16 protein-coding genes are annotated in these 15888 nt (G+C 40.0%); 6 read left to right on the top strand and 10 right to left on the bottom strand.

The genetic code is table 11. The features are described from left to right. Window positions 1–212: 212 nt before the first annotated feature. Entirely contained in the window at window positions 213–1079 is an 867-nt protein-coding gene (locus B9Y87_RS11725; protein ID WP_085499191.1) for an OmpA/MotB family protein, read from the bottom strand. A gap of 353 nt (window positions 1080–1432) precedes the next feature. Between B9Y87_RS11725 and B9Y87_RS11720 the strand changes: the two genes are divergently transcribed. Genes B9Y87_RS11720 through B9Y87_RS11710 form a run of 3 tightly spaced genes read left to right on the top strand, consistent with a single transcriptional unit; the run spans window position 1433 to window position 3822 of the window. Continuing rightward, window positions 1433–1942: a hypothetical protein gene (locus tag B9Y87_RS11720; protein ID WP_085499190.1), complete on the top strand. Its 510-nt coding sequence runs from the start codon at window positions 1433–1435 to the stop codon at window positions 1940–1942. Between the two features lie 51 nt (window positions 1943–1993). Beyond that, the gene (locus B9Y87_RS11715) at window positions 1994–2590 is read left to right on the top strand and encodes a CDP-alcohol phosphatidyltransferase family protein (RefSeq protein WP_085499189.1); all 597 of its coding nucleotides are present in this window, start codon (window positions 1994–1996) and stop codon (window positions 2588–2590) included. A 14-nt stretch (window positions 2591–2604) separates the two neighbouring features. Further along, window positions 2605–3822: a metallophosphoesterase gene (locus B9Y87_RS11710; protein WP_085499188.1), complete on the top strand. Its 1218-nt coding sequence runs from the start codon at window positions 2605–2607 to the stop codon at window positions 3820–3822. 53 nt (window positions 3823–3875) lie between these two features. Here B9Y87_RS11710 and B9Y87_RS11705 read toward each other — a convergent pair whose 3' ends face one another. The 3 genes from B9Y87_RS11705 to B9Y87_RS11695 are packed head-to-tail and all read right to left on the bottom strand — an operon-like array spanning window position 3876 to window position 6436. After that, window positions 3876–4865: an MlaD family protein gene (locus B9Y87_RS11705; RefSeq protein WP_085499258.1), complete on the bottom strand. Its 990-nt coding sequence runs from the start codon at window positions 4863–4865 to the stop codon at window positions 3876–3878. Window positions 4866–4869: 4 nt separating this feature from the next. Then, the gene (locus tag B9Y87_RS11700) at window positions 4870–5652 is read right to left on the bottom strand and encodes an ABC transporter ATP-binding protein (RefSeq protein ID WP_085499257.1); all 783 of its coding nucleotides are present in this window, start codon (window positions 5650–5652) and stop codon (window positions 4870–4872) included. Window position 5653: 1 nt separating this feature from the next. Continuing rightward, complete coding sequence (locus B9Y87_RS11695; protein ID WP_072860286.1) at window positions 5654–6436, bottom strand: MlaE family ABC transporter permease; 783 nt, start codon at window positions 6434–6436, stop codon at window positions 5654–5656. A 157-nt stretch (window positions 6437–6593) separates the two neighbouring features. Here B9Y87_RS11695 and B9Y87_RS11690 point away from each other — a divergent pair, with 157 nt between their 5' ends. Beyond that, complete coding sequence (locus B9Y87_RS11690; RefSeq protein WP_245808696.1) at window positions 6594–7547, top strand: L,D-transpeptidase; 954 nt, start codon at window positions 6594–6596, stop codon at window positions 7545–7547. A gap of 91 nt (window positions 7548–7638) precedes the next feature. On the opposite strand, the gene B9Y87_RS11685 is transcribed toward B9Y87_RS11690, so the two are convergent. The 5 genes from B9Y87_RS11685 to B9Y87_RS11665 all read right to left on the bottom strand — a co-directional run bounded on the left by B9Y87_RS11685 (window position 7639) and on the right by B9Y87_RS11665 (window position 10883). After that, window positions 7639–8139: a hypothetical protein gene (locus tag B9Y87_RS11685; protein ID WP_085499187.1), complete on the bottom strand. Its 501-nt coding sequence runs from the start codon at window positions 8137–8139 to the stop codon at window positions 7639–7641. Window positions 8140–8472: 333 nt separating this feature from the next. Continuing rightward, complete coding sequence (locus B9Y87_RS11680; RefSeq protein WP_085499186.1) at window positions 8473–9255, bottom strand: patatin-like phospholipase family protein; 783 nt, start codon at window positions 9253–9255, stop codon at window positions 8473–8475. A gap of 50 nt (window positions 9256–9305) precedes the next feature. Further along, window positions 9306–9539, bottom strand: coding sequence for a hypothetical protein (locus B9Y87_RS11675; protein ID WP_085499185.1), 234 nt, complete (start codon window positions 9537–9539; stop codon window positions 9306–9308). Window positions 9540–9895: 356 nt separating this feature from the next. After that, window positions 9896–10330, bottom strand: coding sequence for an Hsp20/alpha crystallin family protein (locus tag B9Y87_RS11670; RefSeq protein ID WP_085499184.1), 435 nt, complete (start codon window positions 10328–10330; stop codon window positions 9896–9898). A gap of 73 nt (window positions 10331–10403) precedes the next feature. Beyond that, window positions 10404–10883, bottom strand: a complete 480-nt coding sequence (locus tag B9Y87_RS11665) for an Hsp20/alpha crystallin family protein (protein ID WP_085499183.1) — start codon at window positions 10881–10883, stop codon at window positions 10404–10406. Between the two features lie 405 nt (window positions 10884–11288). On the opposite strand from B9Y87_RS11665, the gene B9Y87_RS11660 reads away from it, so the two are divergent. Both B9Y87_RS11660 and B9Y87_RS11655 read left to right on the top strand, forming a co-directional pair. After that, window positions 11289–12071, top strand: a complete 783-nt coding sequence (locus B9Y87_RS11660; RefSeq protein ID WP_085499182.1) for an RNA polymerase sigma factor — start codon at window positions 11289–11291, stop codon at window positions 12069–12071. Window positions 12072–12271: 200 nt separating this feature from the next. Next, window positions 12272–12847: a peroxiredoxin-like family protein gene (locus B9Y87_RS11655; RefSeq protein ID WP_085499181.1), complete on the top strand. Its 576-nt coding sequence runs from the start codon at window positions 12272–12274 to the stop codon at window positions 12845–12847. Window positions 12848–13037: 190 nt separating this feature from the next. Here B9Y87_RS11655 and B9Y87_RS11650 read toward each other — a convergent pair whose 3' ends face one another. Next, entirely contained in the window at window positions 13038–15749 is a 2712-nt protein-coding gene (locus tag B9Y87_RS11650; RefSeq protein WP_085499180.1) for a hypothetical protein, read from the bottom strand. Window positions 15750–15888: the final 139 nt, after the last annotated feature.

Below are 15888 nucleotides of genomic sequence, written 5' to 3'. Positions count from 1 at the left end.
AGTAGTTGCTTGTGCACCGGTTTATGGTCGCTAAGGCATTACTGCTTAGAAACTTTATTTTTATTTCTTTCAAAGAGCGATTACTTTTTTAATAAAACTAATATATGGTTATCATATTGGATACGATATGACATAGATCAGTTGAGTGTTTTTTTCTGATTTTTTAATACAGGAAACAGGATTGCTTAATGTCCTGAATCCTTTTATGTCTATTATCCTTTTCCCTGTCCCTCCATATTTGTGGTCGGGGGTTCCAGCAACTCAAAGAATTGATCTAGTTTGGGCAAAATAATGATTTCCGTTCTGCGGTTAACGGCCCTGCCCTCTGCTGTTGCATTGGTGGTTTTAGGCAGATATTCAGAACGTCCCCCAGCGGTCATTCTTATAGGTTGAACGGCAAATTTAGTCTGCATTAATCGAACAATCGATGTTGCCCTTTTTACACTTAAATCCCAATTGTCGACCATACATTCGGTAGAAATGGGGACATTGTCTGTATGGCCCTCTACCAAAATATCCAATTCCTTATGGTCATTGATGATCTTGGCTATTTTACCAATAACTTCCTCTGCCCTGCTACTTATGTTGTAGCTACCGGAACGGAAGAGCATCTTGTCTGAAATAGAGACATAGACCACTCCTTTTTTCACCTCAATATTAATGTCCTCATCCTCAAAATTGTCCAAGGATCTTTTTAAGTTCATGACCAATACCAAATTAATAGAGTCTTTTCGCTGTATACTACTGGTAAGGTCTTTTATGTATTTATTCTGTTCGTTTAGGGCTTCCAAAGATTTTTTAATGCTTTCGGCCCCTGATTTGCTTACAACGGATAGATCAGAAAGTCGGGCCAACAAGTCTGTATTGGTACTTTTAAAGTATTCCATTTGTTGCTCCAAGGATTTGGACCTGTTTTTCTCATTGGCCAATCCGGCTTCCAACAAATTGATTTGGTTCTTGCTGGTATTTAATTCATTTTCACAATTTACTGCCCGGTTCTGCATAGCAGTATATTTTTTTTGGCTTACACAGGAAGAAAAAAGGATAAGAGCCAATACGTAAAGATATAGTGTTTTCATAGTTAGAGGTTTACAGAATAATAGTTGTCCCATAAAGTAAGTCACAATTCAAAAGGTGTCCAATGATAAATATCATGTAGGGGAATGGCATTTACGTTTTTGGATATTGGCATTCTTTCTCTAAACACTTCATCTTATAGGTTTAATGAACTGGTGCTACATATTCTTTAACTATTACGTGACTTGCATGTATTACTGACAATGGTCATAGGTTGGTGACGACTTAAGGTATAGCTTTATAAGCCTTAGTACGAATTAATGAAAGGGTGCTGCCAAAACCCTATACAAGAGGGATAGGGAACCGTTATACTTTTTCTTTTTACGGGCAGCAGGATTTTAAAAGATAGAATTCTATGAAAAAATTTAGAAAGATATTTCTTGTATTCTTATCGATTGCTTTGGTCTTCTTGGTATTTATGTTTTGGTATCAAAATGAATACGCTATGGACCATGCCCAAGAGTATGAGGTAAATTCTCCCGCGGAAAATTCCAGGTTGCTGTTGGCCACACAGGGAAGTGATTTTAAAAATGCCATTACGACCGCCATTGTGGATTACTACAAAACGGAGTCCGTATATATTAAGGTAATGGATATTTCCGCATTGGTAGGTGTAAATCCTAATAATTACGACGCCTTATTGATAATCCATACCTGGGAGAATTGGAAGCCACCCTCGGCGGTTAAATCGTTTATGGACAGAACCAAGGATTACAGGGATAAGACTGTTGTCCTGACCACCTCGGGCGAAGGATCCTACAAAATGGAGGGGGTTGATGCTTTTACGGGAGAATCTATTTTGGACGAAACTCCCAATTACGTGGGTCAAATTATAAACAAATTAAACCCTTTATTAAAGTTGTAAATGTTGCAATACGGTTTTTGGTTACTGAATATCAAATACGCATGAATAGTTATGTATAATTTTAAGAGCTTCAATATAGCGGACTGGTTTTCCTTTTATCGAATTTTGGCCGTACCGCTATTGCTCGGTCTCATCTGGGTTGGTGAACGGGAATGGTTTAGTTGGATGCTTCTTGTTAGCTACAGTACCGATGCCATAGATGGGTTCTTGGCAAGAAGATTAAAGATTTCCAGTGCCAGGGGATCACAGTTGGATTCCATGGGAGATCAAGTAACCCTTATTATGGGATTGATTGGTTTGATCTTTTTTGAAATCACTTTCATTAAGGAGAACCTTCTTCTTATAATTATTGCATTTGTACCTTACCTGATCCAGATGTCCATTGCCTTTGCCAAATACGGTAAAGCCACCGCCTTTCATACCTATTTGGCCAAGTTATCTGCCATTACCCAAGGGATATTTATTTTATGGTTGTTGTTCTTTGGACCTGTATATTGGTTGTTTTATACCATGATTGTTTTGGGGGTGTTGGAAACTGTTGAGGAAATTACGCTTATCTTAATGTATGATGACTGGGTAGAGGATGTAAAAGGTTATTTCTGGGCGTTGAAAGATAAAAGACGGCTTGTGAATAACAATAACCAATAGCAAAACCCCTATTAATGCGATCCTACACTTTTTTTTCAATAGTCCTTTTATGTTTGGCCATTTTATTGATCGATGCCCTGGCGTTCTACTGGCTTAAATCTATTATGGAGCCTATAGAATCTTCCAAAATTAAGAATATTATTTATATCGCCTTTTGGTTTTTTACCATAGGGCTCATTATTTCTATTTTGGTGTTGAAAATTAGATTGGAAAGTATATCGCCCTATAGAAAGCAACTGCTTATTTCATCCTTATATGGATTGACCGTTTCCTCCTTTATTCCCAAGCTGATCTTTGTAGTTGTCATTTCCATACTTTATTTCTCAAATTTTTTGATCTCAGGGGAAAAGTCCTTGCTGATCATTCCTTTGGTAGGTGTTTTTTTTGGGTTTTTGCCATTCTTCGTTATTGTGTATGCCGTCTTCAGGGCCGTATATAGATTTAAGGTCCACAAGGTGGTTATAAAAGCAGATTTGTTGCCTCAAAATTTTAATGGATTGCGGATAGTTCAAATATCCGATCTTCACTTGGGCAGTTTCAATTATCGCTATCATATATTGCAACGCGCCATCAATACCATAAATAATTTAAAGCCCGACTTTATTTTTTTTACCGGCGATTTAGTCAACAATTATGCCTGGGAACTAAATGGATGGGAGGATGTACTAAAGACACTGACCGCACAACAGGGAAAATATTCGGTTTTGGGAAATCATGATTATGGGGATTACAGTAAATGGGAATCGGAAGAAGAGAGAAGGCGCAATTTTGCGGACATAAAAGATTTCCATGCCAAAATTGGTTTTAAGCTCTTGCTGAATGAAGCAGAATGTATAGAAAACAAGGGGGATAAAATTGCCATTGTGGGAGTGGAAAACTGGGGGAATCCACCTTTTAAGCAATATGGGGACCTTCAAAAGGCCCTAAAGGGAGTTGATGGCATTGGGTTTAAAATTTTATTGTCCCATGACCCATCGCATTGGAGCGAGGAGGTGGTGGATAAGACCAATATAGCCCTTACGCTCTCAGGACATACCCACGGTATGCAGGCGGGGATCAACATTAAAAATAGAGAATGGAGTCCTATAAAATACAAATACAAGCATTGGGCAGGATTATATCGCTTGGGCCATCAATTTCTATATGTAAGTCGGGGATTGGGGTGGATGGGATTTCCAGGCCGATTGGGCATGCGTCCGGAAATTACCTTTTTAAAGCTTGAAAAAGAATAGAGCAACCATTTTTTCCATGTAATTGGGTCAAAGTATAACTGGATTAAAAGTATTTATTCATCAATTTTTTCCAGTTCCTTCTTTTGCTCTTTTTCCTTCTTTTTGAAATAGCGGCGGGTGAGAAAGTTATGCTTTAAGGCTTCCGTTACTTCATTGAAATTTTTTACTCCTTCCGTGACGTTTTCTATACTGGTTTCCAATTGCCCTACCAAAATGGTGTCTTTGGCCAAATAGTTAATGGCCCCCTTGCCTGTTTTAATATCCCCAATGACCGAATTTAAGTCCTTGGTCATTTTTTCGATCTCCATACTGGAATTTTCCAGATGGGAAATAACATTTTTCATTTTATCTCCGGTAATGGAGTCTTTTAATAACACACCTGCAGTACTATTATCGAAATCCAACTGCTTTACCATTTGGTTTATCTCGGCGATCATTATGTTGGCTTCATTACTGGTATGCTTCAGATTGGTTATGGTTTGGTGAAGTTCCTTTGCCATAAGGGAATCGTTCAACAACCTGCCAAAGGTGCCCTTGCCCTGGGTCAAGGATCTGGTTACCTTTAGCAGGTCTTCTGTTAACAATGCGGCATTTTCATTGGTTTGGTTAAGGGTGTTCAGCATATCTTGGGTGGCCACCCGACTAAAGGATTGTAATTCATCCCCTGGACCAATATGCGTAGCCTTTCCTTCTCCTGGAACGATATTGATAAGCATACTGCCCACAAGTCCATCAGAACCAATAGTGGCTACGGCATCTTTTTTAATGTGATTTTGCATTTTTTCCTCAATGATCATGTGCACGCGAATGGTGGTATCATTGATCATCTCAATCTTGTTCACGGTACCTACGTTTATGCCGGAAAAGCGTACATTATTTCCGTTCTGAAGTCCGTTGGCATTCTTAAAAATGGCCGTTATAGGAATGGTCTTTCCAAACATATTTTGTCTGTTGCCAATTAAATAGGCAGCAACAACAAGTAGTGCCGTGCCGAGGACCACGAATATTCCGAGTTTCAAATTTTCTAATCTTGTCTTTGCCATGTTCTTATTTTTTAAAAAACGCATCCACTTTTGGATCGGTGGATTGTGATAATTGTGAATAGGTACCTTCGGCATAATTAATACCATCTACCAAGAGTATCATTCGCTCCGAAATAACCCGGGCACAATCCACATCATGGGTAATGATCAGGGAAGATGTGCCGTATTTCTTTTGTATGGAACGCATAAGTTCTATAATCTCCTTTGAGGTAATGGGATCCAAGCCACTGGTAGGCTCATCATAGAGGATTACCTTTGGTTTTAGGATAAGGGTACGTGCCAAGGCCACCCTTCTTTTCATACCTCCGGATAATTCTACTGGCATTAGATCCATAGTATGGGCCAAACCAACATTATCAAGGGCTTCCCTTACCAAGGGTTCGGTATCTGCAACCACTCCCAATTTTTCCTTGTGCCTGCGCATGGGAAATTCCAAATTTTCACGTACCGTCATGGAATCGTATAGCGCACTTCCCTGAAAAAGAAATCCGATATCCGAACGCAACTCGTCCAGCTTTTGCTGGTCCAAGGAGTTGATTTCCTTGCCCAGAACCTTAACCGTTCCACTATCTGGTTTTACCAGGCCAACCAAGCATTTTATCATTACCGATTTCCCGGAGCCCGACTTCCCCATGACCACTAGGTTTTCCCCTTCCATAAGGGTCATATTAAATCCGTTCAGGACGTGGTTGTCCCCAAAACTTTTATAAAGGTCCTTGATCTCTATAACCGCCTTTCCGCCTTGGGCAGATTCGTTCGAACTTGTTATTTGGTCTTGGTCTGTCATGTTAAAGCTCATAAAAAATATCGGAAATAAATACCGCAATAAAATCTATTACAAACAATAGTAATGATGCCATTACTACAGCGGTATTGGCCGCTACCCCTACGCCTGCAGTACCTTTTTTGGAATAATAGCCTTTATAACAGCCTACCAATCCTATGGCAAAGCCAAAAAAGAACGATTTTATGGTGGCTGGTACCAGATCACTAAAGGACAGGGCATCGAATACGGTATTAAAATAAAGTTGAAAGGAAACATCCCCTTTTAAATTCTCTACAAGTGCGGATCCGTATAGGGCTACCAAATCTCCGTATATCACTAAAATGGGCAGCATTAAAGTGGTGGCCATTATCCGTGTTATTACCAAATATTTAAATGGGTTGGTCCCCGAGACTTCCATGGCATCAATTTGTTCGGTAACCCTCATGGAACCTAATTCCGCCCCTATTCCAGAGGCAATTCTGCCCGCACAGATAAGGGCGGTGATTACAGGTCCTATTTCCCTTACTATGGAAATCCCTACCATATTCGGCATCCAGGAAACTGCTCCAAATTGAATCAGGGTAGGTCTGGATTGCAGGGTAAGTACCAGTCCAATAATAAAGCCCGTTACCGTCACCAGGATCAGGGACCTATTTCCCATCTGATAGCATTGGCGCAAAAGCTCCTTAAACTCGAAAGGAGGTTTTAAGACCTCCTTAAAAAATCGGGCAGCGAAATGGGAGAGATCTCCTATCTCTATGAAAAATTCCTTCACCCCTTTAAATAATGTAGATGTTTCGCCCATACCCTTATCCCTTTGTAGGGGTCTATTTCATCAAAGATAGTATGAAAGTAAAGGGCTTAAAATGAGGAATGTCATATACAGGGGTGGTGACCGTTGTCATTTTATAATCCTTGGAACCATATTAGTTTTACTTAAAATAACACCAAATTTTACCCCCATGATTAAATTGAATGTAATCATCTTCCATGTATTTATTCTTTTGATAGTTTCATGTAATGTTAAGCGAGCTATTTCCGCAGAAAACCCATCCGCAGAAAATCCTCTCTCTGTTCAGCAACATATAGTACCAAATAATAGTAGCCCTGAGAAAGCCAAACCTACAATGGCATATGTTGATCGGGATATTACGGTGTCCAATTATTTTGATTTTATGGATGGTTTGGTGAAGAAGTATGATTCCATAGTGCCCTATGCCTTAACCGAACATGTGCTGGTGCGTGCCAACCCTTGGATTATGGATACTTTGGCCAATACGGATTACTACAGGCAAATGGCAAAAGATTCCTTTGTTTATGATCAACGCAAAATGATTGTACTACGGACCAATGATTCCTTGTTCATCCCGGATGCCGAAACGGGCCAGCAACTTATCAAGGATATGGAAAATACCTTGTTGGATATAAATATTCCCGAATATACGCTCCGCATTTATCAAGATTCCTTGTTGTTATTTACCTTTCCGATCAGGGTAGGGCAAGATAGAAAAAGGTATTTGGCCATGGGAGATCGCGTAACAGATTTAAGGACCAAGACCGGAAAAGGCAAGATAGTAAGGTTGGAGCGGAATCCTAGTTTTTATAACCCTGTTACCGGCAAGCGATTTTATGTGACCCGAAGGGATGATAAGAAAACGACCATAATGCCTAAAATACCATGGATAGAAACAGAAATTAATGGTATTCGCAATGGGCAAATGATACACCCCACCACCAATCCGGAAACCTTGGGTAAGGCGTCTTCCAATGGATGTATTGGAGTTACCAAGGCGGACGCTTGGATTATTTATTACCATGCGCCATTAAATACCGCTGTACAAATACGCTATGATTTGGATATTTTGGATGAAAATGGGGAAATACAGAAATTAAGGGACATCTACAACTATCAATAGTCGGCCCACTTTATTAGGAAGAAATATATCACTACCCTAAATTAAGTATCAATTGATGTAAAAAAACATAATCCCAAAAGGGATTATGTTTTTAACTCTTGTCTTGTGAGGGTTCGTTTTCAAGTTTCTCAAATTCTGATTGATACCTTTCCAAAAACCTTTGTTGCATCGTTTCCATTCTTTTCCGGATCCTATCAATATCCATAAAATCCTCCCCAAAATCACTGTCAAAGAAATCGTTGTCAAAGAACTTTTTGGTAAAAAGGGAATCATCGGAGAAAAGGTCTCCAAAACGCTGATTGTCTATATGCGAAAAATTCCTGTAAAATTTGGATCGGAAAGATTGCAGGAGACTATCCGGATTTCTTTGGGCCAATTCGCCCAGATTATCGGTAGATGACCAAGAATAAATTGAATCGTATCGAATAAGGTTTCCGTTTTCGTCGAATTCCTTATCTACCTTCCAAGTTCCTTTGGGCGGTTCCGCTTGGGCTATACTGTCCTTTTGTAGGTTGGCCTCTTTTTTATTCTCTTGGGCGTTGCAACTTAGGTTCAAAATTGCCACCATTGAAAGAATTGCTATTTTTTTCATGTTAAACAATTTTTAGTTACACATTAATTCATCTGAAATTCCGCAAAATTTTTGCCAAAACATCTGATAATCAGGGATTGTCAGGTTAAAAAATGTTAAAAATAATGGATTTTTAGGGGGTGTTGATCTTATAAAAATTCATGATCCTGCCATCTGGGAAATACATTGGCAATCACTAAAAAGGACCCTTAAGATTTTCTGGGTATTCCTGGAAATGTTTACAATCGTTATTTTGTTCACGGCATATTGCTTTTATTGTTTTAAGTAAATCAATTTAAGGGAACACTTCAATTGTATTCGAGGCCATTAGTTCTCCCAAAGACCCAAGGCCGTTTAAATATCTAGGAGATTATCTAGGTGCCTAGCGGCATGGTCGTATCCGATCATATAGGCCTTGTCAATTCCCTTTTCGTCCAAGACCTTGATATATTCCAGATCCTTTGGTTGGAAAAGGATGTCCGTGGCACATAGCTTTTCCCTGCTGTTAGCATGTAGCATAAGCCTGTTAACACGGTTGGCCAATTGGAGGGGACTTTTTAGAACCGTCTTTGCCATTTCTTTCATTCCAGAGGTGTAGCAGCCAATGATATAATCTACCTTGTTTGTTAGGGGTTCCAAGGGATAATTGTTCATTATCCCGCCATCGGCATAGAGACGTCCATCAATGGTGACCGGATTGAAAACTGGGGGCAGCGCTGCCGAGGCCAACAATGGCCATATCAGTTCACCAGAACTGAATACCTTAGGAACCCCGGATTGCAGGTCGGTGGCAGTAATGAACAACTCTTTTTCCAATATATCGAATGAATCCTTCCCAAAGTATTTGGAAAAAAAGAGATAATATTTTTCGGTATCGAACAGTCCTGGTGTGTTGATGGTAAAAAAATTGTATTTGAACAGCGGTGTTTCTTTAAAGAAGTCCAACATATTTAACGGACTTGTTCCATTGGCGTACAATGCACCTACGATAGCGCCAGCACTTACCCCTGAAATGATATCGGGGTAAATATCCCTTTCGTTCAGGGCCTTGATGATTCCTATATGCGCCATTCCCTTAAGCCCTCCTCCAGATAACACGAGGCCAATAGTCTTTTCCTTAAGTACCTGCAATTTCATTTTTCCAAATTCAATTCATTCAAAGTCCGTTTTAGGTCCTGCAACAATGGTTAAGATTGGTAAATACCTCCAGATTCGATCAACTTCAACAACCGGTTCTGATGTACGGTACGTGTAAATCGTTCTCCGTATCTATAGTGGACGCATTCCACAAAAGTGTTGTTGTTGATGGTACCCATTAACGGATCTTTTTTAGATACATATCTTACAACCTCCATTTTTTGGGAATTATTATCCCCTTTAATCTTTACCCAATCGCCGGGTTTGAATTTTTTAATTATCATACTCTTATAGTTTTTAAAGGTTAGGGTTTTCACAGGGAAGGGGACAGCATTTTTTGATACTTCCCCACAATTTATCTTTTGAATTAGCCGGGAAGTTCATAGGCTTCTTATGCACTCTCATTATTGAGGCCATTGGCGATTGCCTCGCTTGCTGTACCCTTTTATTTTGCATGACCTTCCCAACTTTTTCGGCAATTCTCTAAATAATAGGTATAACGCTAACCAGATCATATATCCAGATATTAAAGTCCTTATGGCATATTGGTAGCAGTTATGACTTTAGCTGCATAGATTATAGGCTCGTATTGTGCAAACCTTATATTTTGGGTTGCACATTAAGGCGACCAAACCATTTTCTAATTTACCTTAATGATCCTTTGGGCCTTTCGACTTTTTTTCTTGCCGATTTTTAGGGTCAACAGGCCGTTCTTCATTTTTGCTTCCAATTGATCGGGATCTACATTGTTGGGGAGGCTGAACGCCCTATAAAAAGAATTATGAACGAATTCTTGACGTACCCAGTTTCTGCCTTCTTCTTCAGTTTTATGTTCTAGTTGTGCACTTATGGTAAGATAATCATCGACCACTTCAATGCGCACGTCTTTTTTTTCCAATCCAGGCAGCGCCACGGAAAGCTCAAAGGCAATGTTGTCGTCACTTATGTTTGTAGAGGGTATCGTTACCAGTTCTTCGTCCTCTTTTTTAAAGTGTGGTAATAGCTTGTCCACAAAATTGTCCAAGAAGGGTGGAAATTTGATTGCCTTGCCCAATTCTTTGCCAAATATCTTCATATTCACCAATTTTTTAGGTTCAACAGTAAATAAGGAAAAGGGGGCCGAAGATTCGGCCCACCTTACCGCTAATTCAAGAAATCTGTATACTTCTGGCTGGTTTTTGCTTGGCCTCTTCCTTTTTAGGAAGGTTAATGCTCAAAATCCCCTCGTCATATTTGGCCTTGATCTTGCCTTCATCAACAGTTTCAGGTAGTGTAAAGCTTCTCTTGAAAGAAGCGTACCCAAACTCCCTACGAGTATAATTTTCCTCTTTCAGATCTTTTTGCTCCTCTGTTTCGGTAGAAATGGAGAGTACCTGATTGTCTAGTACAATGTTAAAATCGGATTTTTTGAGCCCTGGAACAGCCATTTCGACGAAATAGTCCTCAGCGGTCTCTTTTATGTTTACCATAGGTAGGCTCATGCCGGTGTTGAAGTTTTGAGAAAATACCGATGGCCATTCCCTATCAAAAAAATCATCGAATAATGACCACATAGGTAGATTCGATTTCCTGTAGGGATTTGTTTTTGTCAAACCCCCATTGTTAGAAACTTTTGCTAAAGTGCTCATAATAATAAAGATTTAAGTTAAACAATATTTTCACCTTTTATCGAGCAATAAAAATGCCAAAATCAATTGCTTAAAAAGTAACGGCAAAATTTTAAAATCTTTTTAAGAAAATTATATCGAACAACCCATGTAGCCTTAGTTCTAAAATGTCAAAATGACATTTTGAATGACATTTTTTATTACTTAAAGCGTTAAAAAACTGACACTTATAGTATTTAAGCCATTGGATAAAATTGCTTTTTCCATAACGATTGGAATTCTCTATGAACCTTATTAAAGATTTGGTTTTGGAACAGTATTTGAATATCGTAATGTGGTTATCCATTATCCAAATCTTTTTTGGATAATGATGTATTGCCCAAGACAATTTACTGAATAATTGTTTAAAATTTAAGTTCTGATGTCATGGAAAATATAGATGATACACATAGTACCCAAAGGGGCCTGCATGGACTTGCGGCCTTGTATTTTAAGGAATTGATACGTTTGAAGGAGGACGAAGATCGGGAAGCGTTCAACAAGTTGGTACAGACCATACTGCCGGATGTGGAAGGCTATATTGCGAGCCGCCTTAGTACTTCGGTTAGGAATGGTTATATTCCAAAGGGAAAGTACAAAGTAGAGGAATTTGTCAATGCACTTTATCTTCAGGCATTTGAGCGAATCTCCGAAATAGAGGATGAAAAAGATCTACCGTTCTGGCTTTTTCAAAAAGCAGACGAACTGTTGCAAGAAACCATAGTCGAGGAGGAATACAATACGCGTTTCCTTGATGACATAGAAAAATTTTCAAAAACCGAATGGATTCAAATGCAAGAGGATTATAGCGTGGACAGCGAAGGAGAGCGGACCTTATTGGAGGAGTTTGTCGACCCGTCCTATCCGAAATATGACTACCAATTGGCAGATGTTTTTATCAAAGACCCCGAAGACAAATGGATAGAAAAACTTAATGAGGAATTGGGCGGGGACCAAATGCACAAACACATTGATATGGTACTCCACCGTTTACCTGCTCCTATGAAATCTATATACGATCTGGCCGTAAACCAACGGTTTTCGGTTCAGGAAATTTCAAAGATTAAAGGTATTTCCTTTGAAGAGGTAGAATCATATTTGGAACGGACACGAAAACATATCCGAACCAGTTTTAAGGGTAGATATCCATCAAAGAACGTACAATCCTAAATAGGAATCTTTGCCTTATTTATTACCATGTGCCCTTAAATACCCCTGTCCAAATATGATCTAACCATTTTAGATGATAATGGTTAAAAACAGGAACTTGAGGATATTTATAAGTAGTCTTCCTAAATTATTGGTAAATTACCAATTCTAATTGTAGGCTCTTCATACTTTTTATTAGTTTGCACTTCAAACAATGTATTATGGGTGAATTACAAGATTTCCAAAAGTTGGTTATAGCCAATGCCGCTGAAGTAAAAGGACTTTCTGTGGGAGATAGGGCGCCCGATTTTTACTTGCCCAATGCTTTTGGTAAAAAAGTATCACTATCTGAAGCCTTAAAATCAGGAATTGTAATTATAAAGTTCTATCGTGGCGAATGGTGCCCAATTTGTAATTTGGATCTTCGGGAAATTCAGAATCACTTGCCAGAAATAAAGTCTTTAGGTGCCACCTTATTGGCTATTAGCCCTCAAAGGCCAGATGATGCACTTACGGCCACGCAAAAAAACGAACTGGAATTTGAGGTGCTTAGTGATGCGGATCAGGAAGTGATAAAGGCATATAACCTTCAGTTTGATCCTGGGGAGGATTATCACCAACGTCGGGATTTAACCCTTTTAAATGGAGGGGGTTTAAAAACCTTACCAGTTCCAGCTACTTTCATAGTCAATACTAATCAAATCATTGAAGCAGCCCATGTTGAGGCAAATTATACCGAAAGGATGGGCCCAAGGGAAATAATAGAGGTTATTGAAAAGATGGTTAATAAGTTGTAAAAACCTAGGTATTGTAATTTGGAAGGCTTCCATACCAAAATTATACATATACACCCTGTCTTGAGGATTGGTTTCTTCCATCTTCCTAATTTGTTCCATAATTTTTCCCAGAAAGTCCAGGAGTGGAGTTTACTAGGTTGGTTGTAGGTTTCTGGTAGGTACATATTGGTGTTGGAATTTTTCAATTCACTTAGTAGTCTTCCACTTCAACAGAATATTTTTTTTCTAGGTATCCAATGCGGCCATCCTCGGAAATTGCCTCCACAACAATTAGGTAATCTCCGGGAATGTCCCCATTGTAAAAACTAGCCGAAGCTTTACCATCTTGATCGGTCTTTATACTAGGAGCCCAATGAATCACCGATCTTAGATCCGGTTTTTGACTATCTTCAGCCGGTCTGTCATATTTCGGGGCATAGAATTCCTTTTCAGGGGAGAATATTTCAATAGTAGATTCCATTGTACCTGGTGCAAGTCTATCGGTACCATGAATGCCCACTCCTCCTTTGGTATAGACAGAAATAATATGGCCTAAAGTAGGAGCTTCCAAGGGATCTGTCTCAGGAAAAACTGTCAGATATTGTTTTACAAAAAATTTGGCGTATTTTATAATTTCCACACTCTCCACGATACCAGGGGGCATTTGGGGAACAAACTCATATTCCTCTTTAGTGAGTAATTTGCCGTCCACCACCAACAAGGTCGGTTCTCCTCGGCCTCCTATAACGTGGGCCAGCATAAAGCCATCGGAAAATTGCTCTATTGTTACCTGGTCCCCATATTCGAACATAAGGATACTGTACAGCCCGTAGGACCATTTCTTTTCTTTGGAACGCAGTACATCCCCTTCTATAATCACATCAGGTTCCCCGAATTGTTTGTAGGCCTTTTGCCGTTCAGGGGTCAATCGATAGCCCTCGACCACCACCTCGTCCAATTGGGTTACGCCATACAGGGAGTCAAATATCGCCTCCGTTTTTTGCCGCTCCTTCTGAGCCTTTACCACAGCCCGGGCAACGGGATCTACTTTTTCTACAGAAATAATAGGTTCATATTCCACTTTAGGACGGTTGAGGGTATCCATCAAAATGGTATAGTTGGTCTTTTTGCCCTCCTGGTCCTTGCTATTCAGCAATACCTTCATCCGTTTGCCATAGGCATCGTCCAATAAAAAATGGAACCTTCCCATACTATCCGTTTCCTGGGCATAGAAAGAAGGTGCCTCGCCAAAGGTGACCAGGGAGATATCGGCACCATTCACAAGTTCCCTTTTGGGAAAACCCGTACGTAGGGTACCCTTTATTTCAAGTGCCTGTTGGGGCCAATAGAACCTCCCACCCTGCCGCCTTATCGGATGTTTGTAGCGGCGCCACCCTTGGGTCAATAGCAATGCGTCCAGATCGTTGTAGTTAGTTGGCCCATCTTCCCTGAAGTAGTAATCGGGTTCTTCTAATTCTCCCCTTAGTTCAGAAGTCAATAAAAAATAGGAGCGAATGGTCTCTCCCTTCCCCTGATGCCAATGTTCCTTGTTTATGGCCAAAATGGATAGATCGGTGGTTGTTGGTGCCGAACCCTTTCCAGAAACCTCAATATCTAGTTTGGTTGCTTCCTTCCGTCCATAATGTTTTTTGTCCGTAGACAGGGAAATATCCAATCGGTCGTGTTCGGATTCGTTAAAGTATAAGCGTTCCGCTACAGGAATTCGTTCTTCGTCCATTAGGGTAAAGACTATGACTCCCTCGGGCAATTTGCTAGACGGCAAGTGGTAAGACAAGCGGCCTTCCCTTAAGGGCCCCTCCATTAAATAATAATCCGTTCCCCTGCAACTTGCCTTTATGAATACGCGATCGTTCAAATAATTGGATTCCACTTGGATGCGGATCTTATCCTTGGCCCTGCCCAAAGATAGGATGCTCCCTTTGGACACTACTTTGGGCAAGGGATAGGTTACTTCGGTTTCTAGGCTGTCCGAATAGACAATTTTTGCACTATAGGTGGAAGTGCTATCGGCCTCCACAAAGAAAAAACCCATACCCAAATGGTTGCTCTTAAAAGTGGCTATCTTTTGGCCTATGCCATCCAATACCTCGCCTTGGACCATCTTTCCCTTACCATCCACACCTACGGCCTTAAAACCGATTTTGTTACGGAATCCATGGATGATGTCACCACCTTCGGGAAGGAATTGTAAATCTATTGGGGGATTGTTCAGAACTATTGTTTTGGTATGGCGAAGACCTTGGCCAGTGGCCAAGGTGAGGGTAATCCAGTCCAATTTTTCTGGAATTTCGTAATCCAGTGTATATAGATCTCGGGACTTTCTGTTGACCTTGATCGTATCCTTGTCCTTGCCCCAGTCCAGATATACCTGGACCTGCCGTTCATTATCACTCCCCATTTTTTTTGGCCAGAGCTGCCCTGTTACGTTCCAACGCCCATGCTCTTTTTCCAGTACGGACAGTGCCTCAATAGGGGCCTTATCATTGTTTTGAGTTGGAGCATATAGGTCCACATAGGCCTTGAACATGAAATCATTGCCGAAATTACGGTTCCATTGGGTATAGGCGCGGATCAAATAGCGCCCTGTTGGCATGTCCTTGTTAAATTCAAAAGAACCCGTGCCAATACCTTGGGTAAGTTTCACTAATCTATGTGCTATAATTTGTTCATTGGGTCCGATCAGATCTACATAGAGTACCCGACTTAGGTTGGATGGAATATGGTTTTCCGAGTTGGTTACAATGGCCTTGAACCAAATGTCTTGGTCCATGGCATAGGCATTGGAATGGAGTTGAAGGTATATCTTTTCGGCTATGGATAAATCTATAATGTTGTTGTTATCTTGGGAAAAAATGGGTAGGGATAGCAAAAAATAGTATATTAAATTATACCAAATTTTCATTGTGAAAAACCGTTTTTAAAAATTAAATTACTGTAGTCCCGACATACAATTTAGTGATTTTTTTGTTCCTGATCCATCAAAAGATATCATTTGATATTAAATTAATTTTGTACATATTGCGCGTTCAAATTGCGTGCAA

Source organism: Arenibacter troitsensis, from assembly GCF_900177645.1.
GTDB classification, from domain to species: domain Bacteria; phylum Bacteroidota; class Bacteroidia; order Flavobacteriales; family Flavobacteriaceae; genus Arenibacter; species Arenibacter troitsensis.
The sequence above is the reverse complement of the archived record's forward strand: the minus strand, read 5'-3'. Positions and strand labels throughout refer to the sequence as shown.

Bases quoted from the DNA above. Each gene is read 5' to 3' on its own strand.
- B9Y87_RS11725 (WP_085499191.1), bottom strand. From the start codon at position 1,079: ATGAAAACACTATATCTTTACGTATTGGCTCTTATCCTTTTTTCTTCC.
- B9Y87_RS11720 (WP_085499190.1), top strand. From the start codon at position 1,433: ATGAAAAAATTTAGAAAGATATTTCTTGTATTCTTATCGATTGCTTTG.
- B9Y87_RS11715 (WP_085499189.1), top strand. From the start codon at position 1,994: ATGTATAATTTTAAGAGCTTCAATATAGCGGACTGGTTTTCCTTTTAT.
- B9Y87_RS11710 (WP_085499188.1), top strand. From the start codon at position 2,605: ATGCGATCCTACACTTTTTTTTCAATAGTCCTTTTATGTTTGGCCATT.
- B9Y87_RS11705 (WP_085499258.1), bottom strand. From the start codon at position 4,865: ATGGCAAAGACAAGATTAGAAAATTTGAAACTCGGAATATTCGTGGTC.
- B9Y87_RS11700 (WP_085499257.1), bottom strand. From the start codon at position 5,652: ATGACAGACCAAGACCAAATAACAAGTTCGAACGAATCTGCCCAAGGC.
- B9Y87_RS11695 (WP_072860286.1), bottom strand. From the start codon at position 6,436: ATGGGCGAAACATCTACATTATTTAAAGGGGTGAAGGAATTTTTCATA.
- B9Y87_RS11690 (WP_245808696.1), top strand. From the start codon at position 6,594: ATGATTAAATTGAATGTAATCATCTTCCATGTATTTATTCTTTTGATA.
- B9Y87_RS11685 (WP_085499187.1), bottom strand. From the start codon at position 8,139: ATGAAAAAAATAGCAATTCTTTCAATGGTGGCAATTTTGAACCTAAGT.
- B9Y87_RS11680 (WP_085499186.1), bottom strand. From the start codon at position 9,255: ATGAAATTGCAGGTACTTAAGGAAAAGACTATTGGCCTCGTGTTATCT.
- B9Y87_RS11675 (WP_085499185.1), bottom strand. From the start codon at position 9,539: ATGATAATTAAAAAATTCAAACCCGGCGATTGGGTAAAGATTAAAGGG.
- B9Y87_RS11670 (WP_085499184.1), bottom strand. From the start codon at position 10,330: ATGAAGATATTTGGCAAAGAATTGGGCAAGGCAATCAAATTTCCACCC.
- B9Y87_RS11665 (WP_085499183.1), bottom strand. From the start codon at position 10,883: ATGAGCACTTTAGCAAAAGTTTCTAACAATGGGGGTTTGACAAAAACA.
- B9Y87_RS11660 (WP_085499182.1), top strand. From the start codon at position 11,289: ATGGAAAATATAGATGATACACATAGTACCCAAAGGGGCCTGCATGGA.
- B9Y87_RS11655 (WP_085499181.1), top strand. From the start codon at position 12,272: ATGGGTGAATTACAAGATTTCCAAAAGTTGGTTATAGCCAATGCCGCT.
- B9Y87_RS11650 (WP_085499180.1), bottom strand. From the start codon at position 15,749: ATGAAAATTTGGTATAATTTAATATACTATTTTTTGCTATCCCTACCC.